The sequence below is a fragment of the Cellvibrio zantedeschiae genome (assembly GCF_014652535.1).
In the GTDB taxonomy this organism is placed as follows: Bacteria; Pseudomonadota; Gammaproteobacteria; order Pseudomonadales; family Cellvibrionaceae; genus Cellvibrio; species Cellvibrio zantedeschiae.
Genome location: NZ_BMYZ01000003.1, coordinates 407267 through 422969 on the forward strand (window position 1 = coordinate 407267; position 15703 = coordinate 422969).

A 15703-nucleotide genomic window follows, 5' to 3' on the forward strand; every position below is an offset into this window, starting at 1 on the left:
TAGTTGATATGGTTTAAAGATTATTCATCTTGCAATGCAACAATGGGATTAACACTCGCTGCTTTTGCTGCTGGTAATAAGGATGCCAGCACGCCTGCTACTATCAATACAATGAGTGCCATAATCGCGGTTTTAAAATCTACTTCGGGATGTCGAAACATTCCGGCTTTGCCTCCGTTAGCAGCCATAATTGCGCTGACACCTTCCAATAAAAACACGCTGACAACCAAACCGCAGTACCCCGCAACGGCGGTAATAAATACCGACTCTTGCATGATCATGGTAATAATTGCGCGCGGTGTTGCGCCCAGTGCTTTGCGTAAACCGATTTCCCGCGTACGCTCTTTCACCACAATCAGCATAATATTTCCCACACCAATCGCACCCGCCATAATGGTGCCAATAGCTACAATCCAACTGAATAATTTAATGCCGGTAAATAATCCGTAAATTTTGTCGAATTCATTTTGCAAATTAAAACTGCCAAATACGCCAAGGTCTTTTGGATCTACTTTATTTTTTTCCGCCAAGTAATTTTTTACATCTTGCTCTGCTACAGAGGCGTGGATGCCAGGTTTAGGAATAACAACAAAACTACCGACCCAGCTCACCTGATTAAAGGCGTAACGCAAAGTGTCGTTTGGAATATAGACTTTTTCTTCTTCTGTACTGCCAGGGTTGGTGTCGCTGGTTTTATAAACGCCAACCACCTGAAAGCTGATGCCGGAAATCGTAATATCTGAGCCAATTACCTTCTCGCCCGGCTTAAATAGTTGGGTTTTTACACGCGCACCAATGATTGCAACCTTGCGATGCTTCTCATCGTCAATTTCATTAATATAACGGCCTTCTTCTATGGTTTGCTGGTGAATATTCGCCATGCCAGCATGTGTGCCCTGGATAGAAAAACTTCCGTTACGATCTTTGTAAACTGTATAGGCAGGTGAGCCGCCCCAAATGCCTACGCTGTTCTGTGCATAAATTCTTCCCACGCTCGGCACATTATTGCGAATGCCTTCTACATCTTCTGCCTTTAAACCAATGGTGCGGCCAACCGGCATTCCCTGGTAGGGAATTTGCGTTTTACTTTGCGACCAAATCCACGCTGTGGGAGGCACGGTTTTAAAATCTTCAATAACACCGTTCTCCAAACCCTTACCGGCACCCAATAAAATCGTGAGCATAAAAATGCCCCAAAAAACACCGAATGCAGTGAGTGTTGTGCGCAATTTGTGTTGGCCAAGAGTGCTAAATATTTCTCGCCATTTTTCAATATCAATAAACATGAAGTTGTCCTTTAGTCTGCTCGCATGGCTTCAATTGGCATGATGCGCGCCGCTTTTAATGCGGGCACAAGCCCTGCTAAAGCACCCACAACAACTAATAAAATAATGGCCGTAATGGCGACTTGAAAATCTACTTCCGGATTTTGGAAAAATTCCAATTTTGCACCGGAGCTACGCAAACCAAAAGCAACTAACTCCAGGAGCGCAACACCTAAAACCATTCCCATGTAACCCGCAATACTGGTTACTAATATGGATTCCATTAACAAGGTGCCCACAATATTTTTTGGCGTCGCGCCCAAGGCTTTACGAATTCCAATTTCGCGGGTGCGCTCTTTTACGGTGATGATCATAATATTGCTAATACCAACAATACCCGCCGCTAAAGTGCCCAAACCAACAAACCAGATAATGGCATTAATTCCCAAAAATAATCCCTTCACCATTTTTGCCGGTTCGGCCATGTTGAATGAGCGAACGGCACGTTTGTCTTCTGGCGATACTGTGTGGCGGCGTTGCAGTAATTCAATAACTTTTTTCTCAAAAGCAAAACCATCCACACCCTGGGTTGGGCGCAACCAAATAGTTTGCACAGTGTTACCGCTACCAAACACTTTGCGATAAGTTGTGTCTGGAATATAAATGCGTTCTGAGTCGCGGCCACGATTTGCTTTATCGTGAAAAACACCCACGACTTTTAGAACCACACCATTTACGCGAACCTCTTTACCAACCGGATCAAAATCTTTACCGAATAGTTTTTCAACAACAGCAGAGCCCAATTCACAAATTTTGCGATTGTCCTGCTGATCAAACGGATTTATTTTTCTGCCTAAATTAAAGGGCACTGATTCTTTAATTTTGAAATAGTCATCAGGAATACCATGGACCGCGAAATTACCGATTTTTTTCTCGTAGGTAATAGTTGCGCCATTTGTCTGGTTTTCTGAAGCAATAAAACGCACATTGGGAATTTGCTGTTTAATTGCCTGTATATCTTCCTGGTTTAATTGCACGTAACGACCTAAACCCATGCCGTTATAGGCAACTGATGTTGCGCCTGTGTAAACGATAATAAAATCCATAACTTCGCCACCGAAGCCATCGTAAACACCATTTTGCATTCCTCTGCCCGCACCCAGCATAAGGATCAACATGAAAATACCCCAGAACACACCGAAGGCAGTGAGCAGTGTGCGCAATTTATTTTGGCGCAGGGTAAATAAAATTTCTTGTAAACCATCCAACATAATAATTAACCCAGAATTTCTTCTTCGTCCTGTTCGGCTTGGTCGTCAGCGATATGTGAATGATGATGTTTGCCAGCCACAATCAAACCATCTTTCAAAATAATTTGGCGCTGTGTTTGATCGGCAATATCTTGTTCGTGCGTCACAATCACAATGGTGTTGCCGAGTTGATGAATGTCTTTCATCAGGGACATAACTTCTTGCGTGGTTTGGCTATCCAGCGCACCGGTTGGCTCGTCCGCTAAAATAACTTTTGGTTTGGTAACCAACGCGCGCGCAATCGCCACGCGCTGCTTTTGTCCACCCGATAATTCGTTGGGCATAAAATTCGCGCGATGATCTAATCCCACCATTTCCAAATATTGCGCAGCGCGATAGTTACGCTCTTTACGACCGACGCCTTGATAGTAGAGGGGTAAGGCAACATTTTCGGTAGCGTTTTTGAAAGGCAACAGGTTGAAAGACTGGAATACAAAACCAAGCAATTCATTGCGCAAATGCGCTGCGGTTTTTTCTTTGAGATTTTTAATTTCACGGCCAGCCAGGAAATAATCGCCCTGGTCATGGTTATCCAAAATCCCCAGAATATTTAGCAGGGTGGATTTACCGGAGCCCGAGGAACCCATGATTGACACTAACTCGCCTTCGCGAATATGCAGGTCTATACCCTTAAGTACATGTAGCGGCTGTTCGCCGGAGTGATAGTATTTGTGGATGTTATGCAGTTTAATCATGGATCTCTCATCCTCCAGGTGCACGGGTTTTCACCTAACCAAGCTTAATCACTATTTAAAATCTGGCTGACTTTTTTACTTTCATTAACAAAGTCATGACAAGTGTCAGCGCTTAAAATTCAATGGCTTAGGTTGTATATCGACTTTGACGCTAACAACTCAGTTTTAGATTCACTTGCGGAAGGTTTATTTGGTAAATCGGGGGTTTGGGTTTGTTGTAGGAAGGTATATAGAACATATCTTAGACCCCCGGCTTGCAGCTAAAAAAAAACGGCTGATAACCGGGGTTATCAGCCGTTTTGCAACAAAGGTCTAAGCAGGGCGAAAGATTAACGCTGTATAGCGTGATGATTAAGCAATCGCCCCACTGCGGTTAACACCATTAATCAACGCCTTCACCGCCGAGGTAATAATGTTGCGATCTTGCCCTACGCCGTAAACCGATTTGCCGTTTACCTTTACTTCTACGTAAGTTACTGCCGCTACATCCGAACCTTCGCCTACAGAATGCTCATGGTAGTCGATGACATGTACTTCTTGGTCGATAAATTGGCTAATCGCATGAGCTGTTGCATCGATGGGGCCGTTGCCGCTGCCGCTGATTTGTACGGTTTCATTTTTGTGTTGCGCGTGGATCACTATATCAACCTGGTGCGTATCATCTTGCTCGGTAAACTTACTCGACTGATAGGCAATGGGTGAATTCACGGCAAAATATTCGTCGTTAAAAATTTTAACGATATCGCTGCTCTTCACTTCTTTGCCGGTGGTGTCACTCACTTTTTGCACCGCTGCGCTGAATTCAATTTGCAAGCGACGCGGCAATTGCAAACCAGCTTCCTGTTGCAACAAGAAACTGATTCCGCCTTTACCCGATTGCGCATTCACACGCACAACCGCATCGTAACTGCGATTTAAATCAGCAGGGTCGATAGGCAAATAAGGCACTTCCCACAGAGTATCTTTTTTCTGAACCGCAAAACCTTTTTTGATGGCATCCTGATGTGAACCCGAGAAAGCGGTAAACACTAATTCGCCCGCATAAGGATGACGTGGATGCACCGGCAATTGCGTGCATTCTTCGTGTAATTTTCTCACTTTGTCGATATCAGAAAAATCCAAACCGGGGTGAATGCCCTGCGAATATAAATTCAACGCAAGCGTCACCAAATCCACATTACCTGTACGTTCACCGTTGCCAAACAAACAACCTTCAACGCGATCTGCACCGGCCATTACTGCTAATTCTGCTGCGGCAACTGCAGTGCCGCGATCATTGTGCGGATGGACGCTGATAATAATCGAATCGCGTTTGTTGATATTGCGGTGCATCCATTCTATTTGATCTGCGTAAGTATTTGGCGTATTCATCTCAACGGTTGCAGGCAAATTCAAAATCAATTTTTTCTGCGGCGTGGGTTGCCAAACATCAACCACTGCATCGCAAACTTCTTTAACAAAATCAATTTCGGTGCTGGAAAAAACTTCCGGCGAATATTGATAAGTCCAATCTACTTCCGGTGCAGTTTCTGTTAATTGTTTGCACCACTTGGTGCCTTGAATCGCAATATTTTTTACACCTTCTTTGTCGGTGTTGTACACGATTTTTCTAAACGCTGGCGCAAGTGGATTGTACATATGCAAAATCGCCTTTTTTGCACCACGTAAACTTTGTACGGTTTTTTCAATTAAATCAAAACGCGCTTGCACCAAAACTTCGATGGTAACGTCATCGGGAATTAAATTTTCTTCAATCAACATACGCGCAAAGTTGTAGTCGATTTCGCTCGCCGACGTAAAGCCAATTTCAATTTCTTTAAAACCAATCGCCACTAATTCTTTAAACATACGCAGCTTGGTTGCCACCGACATGGGGTCGATGAGTGCCTGGTTGCCATCACGTAAATCTGTGCTCATCCAAATAGGAGGCTTCACAATAAAATTATTGGGCCATTGGCGGTCGGGCAAACTCACGCCGACAAAGCGTTGGTACTTGGTGGATGGATTGGCAATCATGGCGAACTCCGTGTGCGTATCAAAAAAAACTGTGGTTTCACCTGAGGAGAATACTTGCAAGTCATTGCGGGTTGGCGATGACGACGGAAGCGGTATTAAAAAAGCCTTGGTGGGCTTTTTACCCTTCTGCCCAAGCATTGGCTTTTGGCGTTAACTCCGCACCTTTGGTTTAGATAAACATAAAGGCACTGCTATCAGGTTGACAAAGTATAGGTAGAAGCGACTGGCAGATGATTGCTAAGATTGTCTCTATGGTAAATTTTGAGCAATAATATGCTTCAAATGATATCTTTATTGAAAATTAATGCTCTTAAATGAGAATCTAGCATGTCTATTGAACTTGACCGCTACGATCGACTGATCCTCGAACAATTGCAGCACAATGGCCGCATCACTAACCAGGAGCTGGCCGACGCCATCAGTCTTTCGCCCTCCCCCTGCCTGCGCCGTGTTCGCCAATTGGAAGAGGCCGGCTTAATCGATGGCTATGTTGCCCTGCTCAATGCGCGCAAGTTGGGGCTGACCTTGATGGCGTTTATCCAGATCAGCATGGATAAGCACACGCCCGAGCGCTTCGACGCCTTCGAGAAAACCGTGGGTTCCTATCCCGAAGTCTTGGAGTGCCATTTGATTACTGGCCAGTCTGCCGACTATTTGTTAAAAGTGATCGTGAAGGATATGGATGGTTACCAGCAATTTTTACTGCAAAAGTTAACGCGTATTGAAGGCGTAAGCGGCGTGCATTCGTCGTTTGTGTTGAAGTCGGCCGTAAATGGAACTGCTTTGCCGGTCCTGTAAATCTAACGAAAGTGTGGTGTGGGGGGAGGCTTGGCTGGAACGCCTTCCAGATCTATCCTGAAAGACGTTCAGTCCTGAATCAGGCTTTGCTGCCTGTTCTTCTATCTTGTTTGCGGCGATCACTGCTCTCGGTCACCGGCGTTTGTTGCTTACGACGATCATTGCTCTGGCGTTCTTCCAACGCTTCCTCAAGCTGGCTGAGCAACACCTTTACTGCTTTTTTCTCACTCATTTTCTAGGAATCCATTTGCTGTTAGTAAATACTTCGCGCTAAACATAAGCACGACCTGATTATAGCTCAGGCTTTTCAAAGTACCGGGCAAAAAATTGTAATTTTTAACAGTGTTTTGCTATAAAAACCTGTCACTATCCATGAAACCCCAGCCCATTGAATTACTTAAGTTGCGGTGTCTTCCAATTAATCCAACGGTCTTTATTGAGGTCGAATTCCTGGTCGCTTTTAAAGATTGCAGTATCGGTCTTAACTGCATCTAACAAAAACTTTTGCACAAAAGCGTTTACTTCAGGAACTTGGGCAGCCGGAAGTTGGCAGTGGTTGTGGCCGCCCAATTGCGAAAAGCCAAAGTCAGTTTCTATGCCATGAGCACGCCATATTTCACGGGCGCCTAGAACAGCAGTGTAAGCACTGCGATTGCCCAGCCACTCCATGGATGTGTTTTCAATCACCAATAATCCACGTGGAGCAACCATGCCCATTATGCTGTGTTGGTCTATGGGCAGACGATTCGCCGATTGCCCAAAGCGTTTGAAGCTATCGGTAAACCAAACGTTTTCAGTCACGATTTGCGCCAGAGTTTGTACATTTTGGCCAGCCGCTTTTTGGTCATCGGAAACACGCCAGCTTGCGGAACCACCAGAACCTGATTCCTGGGGAATAGTCAGTTTGATACGCTCGTCAAAGGCGCCCGCAACCAATGCGCCCTTACCGTTGCGCGAGCAGCCGGTAATTCCCAAACGGCTTGCATTAATTCGGCTGGCCGGCGTTGCTTCCAGCCCATCAATCAAGCGGCTCACGCCCCAAGCCCAGGCAATCAGCGCCCCGGCGGAATGATCTGCGCCATACAACTCAAAAAATTTGCCCTTGCCGCGCGAACTGCCATTCAACTGCTCTGCAACGTCATTATTAGGAAATTGGATAACCGCAACGCCCTGCTTCGCCAGTTCCTCATTGTTTAACCAGGAGCCTCCCATACCGATCACCGCAGGATACGGTGCCTTGCCGGTTTTGGGATAGGTGATTTTGGCGGTAAACGAAATGGTTTTGCCCTTGTCGGCGACACTCACAATCAAATTCTCGCCTTGCAATTCGGCTGTTATGCGCTCGGGCGCAGCAGGCTTAGTACCCAATTCGTACGCTTGTGCCTGAGCACCGATTTCCGCCCGACGACAGGCCCAATCCTTTTTGGATTTGATGGTTTTGCCATTCAGCCCTACGAAGGGGTTGGGCAATTCGGAAATAACTGGCAGCTGCGCGAAATCAGGCAACGCAGGTAGGCTGCAGGCCGCAGCAGTGCTCGCTCGAGAAGATGTTTTAGAAGAATCCGCAGCCTGACAAGAAACCAGACAAGCAGCTATAGCCGCTACCGACAATGACACATATCCTGCGCGCATAATGATCACCTTTGAGTCTTTATTAAACTTATTCGATAAAAAATATAGTTGTTTTGACTATAACTCAATAGCTTTAGCGGGTAGGGTCAGATAAGAAATGTTAAAGGCCATAATCGTGAAATTATGGCCTTTAAGGGGTGTACACATTATCAAGATCGATTAAACGTCAAGGTTTGCTACCGCCAGCGCGTTGGTTTCAATGAAATCCCTGCGCGGTTCAACTTGGTCACCCATTAATGTGGTGAAAATTTGATCAGCTGCAATCGCATCCTGAATGGTCACGCGTAGCATACGGCGAGTTTCCGGATTCATGGTGGTTTCCCACAATTGCTCAGGGTTCATCTCACCCAGACCTTTATAGCGCTGGATGTTGTAGCCTTTGCGCGATTCTTTCATCAACCACTCCAAGCCGTCGGCGAAGCTAGTTAGTGGTTGCTTACGTTCGCCGCGTTGAATATAGGCGCCTTCCTCAATCAGATTTTCAAGGTTTTGGCCGAGCGACACTATCGATGCGTACTCACCTGAACCGAAGAAGTCCTGGTTGAACGGGAAGTAGTTAGAAATACCGTGGGCGATAATTTCCACTACCGGCAAGAACAAATGACGTTCGGTGTCTTCGCGCACAACGATGTTGTACTTCTGGCTACCTGCACGCGCGTCCAAAGCGAAGCGGGCGAGCATCTGGTCACACCATTGCTGTATATGGCCTTGATCCGTTAAGTGCTCTGCACGCAGTGCTGGCATGTAAATCAACTTCTCCAACACAATTGCCGGATACAAACGCGATAGGCGATCGATAGTTGCCATTACCTTGCGGTATTGTTGAACCAGTTTTTCCAAGGCTTCACCGGCAATGCCGGGCGCATCAGCATTTACATGAAGACTCGCGCCTTCCAAAGCTGCCTGAGTCAAGAACTCTGTCATGGCCGCTTCGTCTTTCAAATACTGCTCTTGCTTACCTTTACTGATTTTGTAGAGTGGTGGCTGGGCGATATAAATATGGCCGCGTTCAACCAACTCGCGCATTTGGCGGAAGAAGAAGGTCAACAGCAGGGTGCGGATGTGCGATCCATCCACGTCGGCGTCGGTCATGATAATGATGCTGTGGTAGCGCAGTTTATCCGGGTTGTAATCCTCTTTACCGATACCGCAGCCGAGGGCAGTAATCAAAGTGCCGACTTCAGCGCTGGATAACATCTTGTCGAAACGCGCTTTTTCTACGTTCAGGATCTTACCTTTCAGCGGCAGAATTGCTTGTGTCTTACGGGCGCGGCCTTGTTTGGCTGAACCACCCGCCGAATCACCCTCTACCAGGTAAACTTCTGATAATGCTGGATCTTTTTCTTGGCAGTCCGCCAACTTACCGGGCAGACCAGCGATATCGAGCGCGCCTTTACGGCGAGTCATTTCACGCGCTTTACGCGCAGCTTCGCGGGCGCGGGCGGCGTCGATCATCTTGCCCACAATCGCCTTGGCTTCACCCGGGTTTTCCAGCAGATAGTTACCGAAATGTTCACCCATCTCCTGCTCTACTGCGGCTTTCACCTCAGAAGATACCAACTTGTCTTTGGTTTGGCTGGAGAACTTAGGATCTGGAACTTTTACTGAAATGATGGCAGTCAGGCCTTCACGAGCGTCATCACCGGTAGTGGCCACTTTGGCAGTCTTACCCAAGCCTTCTTTGTCAATATAGTTGTTCAAACCACGGGTCAAGGCAGCGCGGAAACCGGCTAAGTGGGTACCGCCATCACGCTGGGGAATGTTGTTGGTGTAGCACAGGAGGTTTTCCTGATAGGAATCGTTCCACTGCAAGGCTACTTCTACGCCTATACCGTCAGCGCGAGTCAGGGAAACAAAGTGAACCATCTTATTGATAGGAGTTTTATTTTTGTTGAGATGATCCACGAATGCACGCAGACCGCCTTCATATTGGAAGACTTCTTCTTTGCCGCTGCGCTCATCCTTCAACACAATACGCACGCCGGAGTTCAGGAACGACAGCTCACGCAAGCGCTTGGCGAGGATTTCGTAGTGGAATTCAATGTTGGTAAAGGTCTCAGCCGAAGGCTTAAAGTGAGTCTCAGTACCGGTAGTTGTGGTGTCACCCACGACTTTTAGCGGTTCATCAGGCACACCGTGACGGTAGATTTGTTCGTGAATCTTGCCACCGCGACGAATCGTCAGCTTCAAATACTCAGACAGCGCGTTCACAACCGATACACCCACACCGTGCAAACCGCCGGAAATCTTATAGGTGTTATCGTCAAACTTACCACCCGCATGGAGGATAGTCATGATAACTTCTGCCGCCGATACACCTTCTTCGTGCATATCCGTTGGGATACCACGGCCATTATCGGCTACAGAAATGGTTTCATCGGGGTGAATCACCACTTTAATCTCAGAACAGTGGCCAGCCAAGGCTTCATCGATAGAGTTATCGACCACTTCAAACACCATGTGGTGCAAGCCCGAGCCATCATCGGTATCACCAATGTACATCCCTGGGCGCTTACGTACTGCATCCAGGCCCTTAAGAACCTGAATACTGGACGAGTCGTAAGTGTTCTCTTCTGACATAGCTATCTCCACTTTTTATTCGGTGAACCCACTCGCGTCTGTTAAGAGGGTTTAAGTCGTGTATAAATTCTTAAAATTGATCTCTTTTTAAGGCTTGGCTTCTATTAAAAGCTGTCCCTTTAGTCGATCACGGACTATGTTCAGTCACGCAACCTTGTTCCACGTGGAACATTTTTATCTCTGTTTCAGGCTTGTTGTGCCAGGATGACAGCAAACTATCCTGCTCTACCCCGGTGATAAACACTTGGGTAGCCATGGCATCAAGCCAACGAGTCAGCAATTCACGATGCTTCTCGTCCAGCTCAGCCGGTAAATCATCAATCAAATACACAGTTTTACGGCCAGTCATGCGTGAAAACACATAACCTTGGGCAATCTTAAGGGCACATACCAGTAGTTTTTGTTGGCCCCGGCTCAGTATTTCTGCCGCGTTTTGGCCGTTTACAGTAATGCGCAAGTCTGCCCTGTGGCTACCCATATGGGTATAACCTTGTTGACGATCGCGATCTATGCCTGCTGCCAGTACATCAGCATAGGATTTTTCTTTATCCCAGCCTCGATAGTAGCCAATAGCAATACCATCAACACTGATAAATTCTTGTAGTAATTCGTAAAACGTTGTTTTAAATATCTCAAAACACTCGGCTCTATAGAGGTGAAGCTGCTCTGTAAGCTGCACCAGCTCTTGATCCCAGGTCGATAACTCAAAGGGATCTATTCTATCATGCCGCAGCAGACTGTTGCGGTGTTTCAAACAACGCTGGCAATCTTTCCAGGTTTGAAAGAATTTATGTTCCACGTGGAACACTAGCCAATCGATGAACTGCCTACGTACCTTTGGACTACCTTCTAACAGCAAAAAAGTATCTGAATTAATCGTCTGTACTGGAAGATAAGAAGCCAATACGGCAGCCGAACCTACCAAATTTCCATTAGCCTTAAAGCTGGCAGTTCCATCCAATTGCCGGTTTATACCGATTGGAACTTCTGCATGGTCATCAGCAAGTACTTTGCCGAAGATCGTAAACGCATTTTGGCCATTGGAAATAAGCGGTTTGTGCTTGTGGCTGCGGAAAGATCTCCCTAAAGCGAGCACATTAATCGCTTCCAAAACGCTGGTTTTACCAGAACCATTCTCGCCATAAATGAGATTAACCCGGTGGGATGGTTGTACATCCACCGAGTTAAGGTTGCGAAGGTTCTGGATAAAGAGACGTTTTAAGGTCATACGACCAACAGCAAGAGAGAAAGGATAATATTGGAACTAAACAAAATGCGCTCTTACAAGCGCATTGGCATAACAACATACAATGAATCACTGTTCTCTGGCTCTTCCAAAAGCGCACTGGAGTTAGCATCTGACAAAGTAATTTTTACATTTTCGTTTTGGATAACGTTAGTAACGTCTTGCAAGTAACTTACATTGAAGCCTACTTCCAAACTATCACCAGCATAATCCACAACAACTTGTTCTTCGGCTTCTTCCTGTTCCGGGTTGTTTGCAACGATTGTTAGCAAACCATCCGACAACAAAAGACGCACGCCACGGTATTTTTCGTTCGACAAAATCGCGGTACGGCCAAAGGCCTGTTTCAATTCAATACGCGAACCAATAATAGTTTTGTTGCCACCGCGTGGAAGTACACGCTCGTATTCCGGGAATTTACCGTCTACCAATTTAGAGGTGAAGGTGTAATCCACAGAAGTAACACGAATATGGTTACCACTTAAAGTCACTTCAACTTGCGCCGTTGAATCATCCAAAAGACGGGATAATTCCAACACGCCTTTGCGCGGCAAAATTGCCTGGGTTACATCGGCAGTATCAACTGCAATTGCACGCGTACACATGGCCATGCGGTGACCGTCGGTTGCGACTACACGCAATTGATCCTGGCGAACTTCCCACAACATACCGTTTAAATAATAACGAACATCTTGTTGCGCCATGGCAAATGCAGTGCGCTCGATAAGACGTTTAACTTCTTGCTGCGCGCAGCTGAAACGCAAATTGCCGGGTGAATCTTCCACATTGGGGAAGTCTGAAGCTGGCAAAGTCGATAAAGTAAAACGGCTACGTCCTGATTTTAGAATTATGCGTTGATCTTCCTGGATAAACTCCAACTTAGAGCCATCTGGTAGCGATCTGCAGATATCTACCAACTTACGTGCTGGCACAGTGATTTCACCTGAGTCGCCGGCTTGCTCCAAATGAACACGACCAATAATTTCGACCTCAAGATCCGTACCCGTTAAGGAAAGTTGATCACCATTTAATACGATTAACACATTAGACAAAACGGGCAGCGTTTGACGACGCTCCACCACACCTGCAACCAATTGTAAGGGTTTAAGTAGCGCCTCGCGGGATACGACAAATTTCATGTGATGGTCTCTTTTGTTATCGTCCGGGATCTAAAGGTTTTATTAAAAAATCAACACAGCCTAAGAGGCTTTTGCACGAAGTAGCGAGCGATGGTAGAAAAAGGCAAAAATCATTTAAAAAGCGGAGCTTACACGAAGTAAGTGAGCATTTTTAAATGATTTTTAACACAGTTCTATCGAGCGCAGTATTCGTGCGAAAGCCTCTTTTATAAATCAAGTTGTTAGCGACCGCAGCAAGTTTTTCATATCTTCGCGAATATCCGCGGTTTCTTCCTGCAATTCTTTAATTTTTCGGCAAGCGTGTAATACAGTGGTATGGTCGCGTCCACCAAAGGCTTCGCCGATTTCGGGCAAGCTGTGATTCGTTAATTCTTTCGCCAACGCCATAGCAACCTGGCGCGGTCGAGCTACCGAACGACTACGACGTTTGGACACCATATCGTTCATTTTTATTTTGTAATACTCACAAACGACTTTCTGGATATTGTCGATACCGACTTGTTTATCCTGCAACGCTAATAAGTCTTTTAGTGCTTCGCGTACCAGTTCGACATCAATCGCACGACCAGTAAAATTCGCACTCGCGATTACACGTTTCAGAGCGCCTTCAAGGTCACGTACATTAGCGCGAATTCGTTGCGCAATAAAGAAGGCGGCATCGTGTGGTAACTCTATATTTACCTGCTCGGCCTTCTTCATCAAAATCGCCACACGAGTTTCCAGTTCAGGCGGTTCTACCGCAACCGTCAAACCCCAACCGAAGCGCGATTTTAAGCGCTCTTCCAAACCATTAATTTCTTTGGGGAAGCGATCACAAGTGAGAATAATTTGGCGACCACCTTCCAGCAGTGAATTGAAGGTATGGAAGAATTCTTCTTGCGAACGCTCTTTACCGGCGAAGAACTGGATGTCATCGATAAGGAGTGCGTCCATGGAACGGTAATAGCGTTTGAAATCGTTGATCGCATTTAATTGCAGCGCTTTCACCATATCCGCCACAAAACGCTCGGAATGGAGATACACCACTTTGGCATTGGGATTTTTCGCAACCAGCGCATTACCCACGGCTTGCATCAAGTGGGTCTTACCCAAACCTACGCCGCCATATATAAAGAGGGGGTTGTAGGCACCGCCGGGATTTTCTGCCACCTGGCGGGCCGCAGCCAAACCTAACTGGTTGGACTTACCTTCTACGAAAGTTGCAAAGGTAGATGCAGCATTTAAATAGTTGCTGTGTTTTAAACCGCCTTCAACTTCTGCCTCTTGGGCAACTCGCTGGGAGTCATCGTTGGAGCGTCGGGATTTTTCAGGCACCTCTTCTGGCTTGGGTTCTATATAAGGAGCAGCGGGTGTTGCTTCCTTTATAGTAGATATAGAAGAAGCAAGTGAATTTACCGAATTCGAGGGCGCCACACTGATTGGTGAGCGAACTTGCTCAAAGGCCGCTTGGGGTTTTGCACCTACAGCAATAACCACCGATAAATGTGAGCCTTCCTGAAAATGAGCAACTAATTCTTTAATACGGGTTAAAAACTTCTCTTCCACCCAATTGCTGATAAAACGGTTAGGGGCCAACAAACGCAATTCATTGGGGCTTGCCACTTCGTCAATTTGCAAGGGTTTAATCCAGGTGTTGAACTGCTGCGAAGGCAATTCATCCTGCAAACTGGATGCGCATAATTTCCAAACTGACTGCGACAAAGGTGAAACTCCCGACGATCTTATCTATATATAGGACTGCAAACCTACATCTATGTACGCAGGCCAAAAAATAGCCAAAAACGCCACATAAAATGGGTTATACAGAGGTTTTTAGGGAATGAATTTTTAAGAAAAGGCAGTGTACTCCCAACCTATAAAGTTATCCACAGTTAGACTATAAATCTCTGCAATAATTTTTAATGACTATTCAAAGTGCTAAAAATTCAACAACTTATGATTTGCTTAAAAAATAAACTAAAAATCCTTATCACCTATAAACTGTGGATAAACCTGTTGATATAGTATGGATAAACTGAGTGTAAGCAGTGATTATTAACACTCTGCGAGTAAATAGGGCATTTAAGTGAAAACTGTTTGCTTTATAAGCACAACTTCATTAGAATCCCGCGTCTTTCACACACCGTGTGATTTATTTGTCTCTACAACAGGTTTAGTTTCATGAAAAGAACATTCCAACCAAGTACTCTTAAACGCGCTCGCAACCACGGCTTCCGTGCTCGCATGGCTACTAAAAACGGCCGTTTGGTATTGGCTCGTCGCCGCGCTAAAGGTCGTAAAGAGTTAACTGTTTAATAGTCTCCCGTATTTGATGGATCTCTAGAGTGAAGCAGGCCATTACCATCGAATGGCAAGGTGACCGGAAATCTGGTCAAGCATTTACCAAATCGATGCGCCTGCTCAACTCTAGCGATTTTCAAAGCGTCTTTGATGACGCACCGCTTCGCACCTCGCACCAACACTTCCTATTTCTCGCTCGCCAAAACCAGCTCGATTGTCCGCGCTTGGGTTTAGTCATTGCTAAAAAACACATTCGCCACGCAGTTGATAGAAATCGGATGAAACGTCTGATTCGCGAAACTTTTCGTGTAAAACAGCAACAATTAGCGGGTATAGATGTTATCGTGCTCGCGCGCAAAGGCATGCATGACTCGACCAATGCAGTCTTGATTGAACAACTCAACGCGCAGTGGCAACGTTTGATTCGCAAGTTTCAAAAAGCCAAGTCGGAACAACAATCATGAAGGCAATAAGCCCAAGCCATCTAGCCATAAAATGCATTCATGGCTATCGCTTCTTATTGAGTCCCTGGATTGGTAACCAATGTCGTTTTTATCCGACTTGCTCGCATTATGCGGAAGAGGCAATTAATACTTTTGGGGTGACAAAAGGGGGTTATTTAACCTTGCGTCGCCTACTAAAATGCCACCCTTGGCACCCGGGTGGATTAGATCCTGTGATCAAACCCGAACTACATAAAAATACAAATTCATTTCAACAACCTACAGATGGCAGTCAATAA

The 15703-nt window shown here is 45.9% G+C and carries 15 protein-coding genes; 5 read left to right on the plus strand and 10 right to left on the minus strand.

Features of this window, described 5'->3' with window-relative positions:
* Positions 1 to 20 precede the first annotated feature (20 nt).
* The 4 genes from IE104_RS15855 to leuA all read right to left on the minus strand — a co-directional run bounded on the left by IE104_RS15855 (position 21) and on the right by leuA (position 5286).
* Positions 21 to 1286 carry an ABC transporter permease gene (locus IE104_RS15855; protein ID WP_189420303.1) on the minus strand — a complete coding sequence of 422 codons (1266 nt, stop codon included), beginning with the start codon at positions 1284 to 1286 and terminating at the stop codon, positions 21 to 23.
* An 11-nt stretch (positions 1287 to 1297) separates the two neighbouring features.
* Positions 1298 to 2536 carry an ABC transporter permease gene (locus IE104_RS15860; protein WP_189420305.1) on the minus strand — a complete coding sequence of 413 codons (1239 nt, stop codon included), beginning with the start codon at positions 2534 to 2536 and terminating at the stop codon, positions 1298 to 1300.
* 5 nt (positions 2537 to 2541) lie between these two features.
* Positions 2542 to 3270: an ABC transporter ATP-binding protein gene (locus IE104_RS15865; protein ID WP_189420307.1), complete on the minus strand. Its 729-nt coding sequence runs from the start codon at positions 3268 to 3270 to the stop codon at positions 2542 to 2544.
* 351 nt (positions 3271 to 3621) lie between these two features.
* Entirely contained in the window at positions 3622 to 5286 is a 1665-nt protein-coding gene (leuA, locus tag IE104_RS15870; protein WP_189420309.1) for a 2-isopropylmalate synthase, read from the minus strand.
* Here leuA and IE104_RS15875 point away from each other — a divergent pair.
* Together IE104_RS15875 and IE104_RS15880 are read left to right on the plus strand one after the other, a co-directional pair.
* On the plus strand, positions 5285 to 5440 hold the full coding sequence (locus IE104_RS15875; RefSeq protein ID WP_189420311.1) for a hypothetical protein: 156 nt from the start codon (positions 5285 to 5287) through the stop codon (positions 5438 to 5440). The two genes, leuA and IE104_RS15875, sit on opposite strands and share 2 nt — an antisense overlap.
* A gap of 173 nt (positions 5441 to 5613) precedes the next feature.
* Positions 5614 to 6084: an Lrp/AsnC family transcriptional regulator gene (locus IE104_RS15880; protein ID WP_189420313.1), complete on the plus strand. Its 471-nt coding sequence runs from the start codon at positions 5614 to 5616 to the stop codon at positions 6082 to 6084.
* Between the two features lie 79 nt (positions 6085 to 6163).
* On the opposite strand, the gene IE104_RS15885 is transcribed toward IE104_RS15880, so the two are convergent.
* The 6 genes from IE104_RS15885 to dnaA form a co-directional block, all read right to left on the minus strand.
* Positions 6164 to 6316: a hypothetical protein gene (locus IE104_RS15885; RefSeq protein WP_189420315.1), complete on the minus strand. Its 153-nt coding sequence runs from the start codon at positions 6314 to 6316 to the stop codon at positions 6164 to 6166.
* Between the two features lie 161 nt (positions 6317 to 6477).
* Positions 6478 to 7716, minus strand: a complete 1239-nt coding sequence (locus IE104_RS15890) for an alpha/beta hydrolase family protein (RefSeq protein ID WP_189420316.1) — start codon at positions 7714 to 7716, stop codon at positions 6478 to 6480.
* 159 nt (positions 7717 to 7875) lie between these two features.
* Positions 7876 to 10296: a DNA topoisomerase (ATP-hydrolyzing) subunit B gene (gene gyrB, locus IE104_RS15895; RefSeq protein WP_189420318.1), complete on the minus strand. Its 2421-nt coding sequence runs from the start codon at positions 10294 to 10296 to the stop codon at positions 7876 to 7878.
* A 127-nt stretch (positions 10297 to 10423) separates the two neighbouring features.
* On the minus strand, positions 10424 to 11524 hold the full coding sequence (gene recF / locus IE104_RS15900; RefSeq protein WP_189420320.1) for a DNA replication/repair protein RecF: 1101 nt from the start codon (positions 11522 to 11524) through the stop codon (positions 10424 to 10426).
* A 53-nt stretch (positions 11525 to 11577) separates the two neighbouring features.
* Positions 11578 to 12681 (minus strand): DNA polymerase III subunit beta, encoded by a 1104-nt coding sequence (gene dnaN, locus IE104_RS15905; RefSeq protein ID WP_189420322.1) that lies wholly within the window; start codon positions 12679 to 12681, stop codon positions 11578 to 11580.
* Between the two features lie 213 nt (positions 12682 to 12894).
* Entirely contained in the window at positions 12895 to 14382 is a 1488-nt protein-coding gene (dnaA, locus tag IE104_RS15910) for a chromosomal replication initiator protein DnaA (protein ID WP_189420324.1), read from the minus strand.
* A gap of 459 nt (positions 14383 to 14841) precedes the next feature.
* Between dnaA and rpmH the strand changes: the two genes are divergently transcribed.
* The 3 genes from rpmH to yidD are packed head-to-tail and all read left to right on the plus strand — an operon-like array spanning position 14842 to position 15703.
* Positions 14842 to 14976 (plus strand): 50S ribosomal protein L34, encoded by a 135-nt coding sequence (gene rpmH, locus IE104_RS15915; RefSeq protein WP_189420326.1) that lies wholly within the window; start codon positions 14842 to 14844, stop codon positions 14974 to 14976.
* 29 nt (positions 14977 to 15005) lie between these two features.
* The gene (rnpA, locus tag IE104_RS15920) at positions 15006 to 15425 is read left to right on the plus strand and encodes a ribonuclease P protein component (RefSeq protein WP_373298516.1); all 420 of its coding nucleotides are present in this window, start codon (positions 15006 to 15008) and stop codon (positions 15423 to 15425) included.
* A complete protein-coding gene (yidD, locus tag IE104_RS15925) occupies positions 15422 to 15703 on the plus strand; it encodes a membrane protein insertion efficiency factor YidD (protein ID WP_189420328.1) in 282 nt (93 codons plus the stop codon). Before rnpA ends, yidD begins: the two co-directional genes overlap by 4 nt.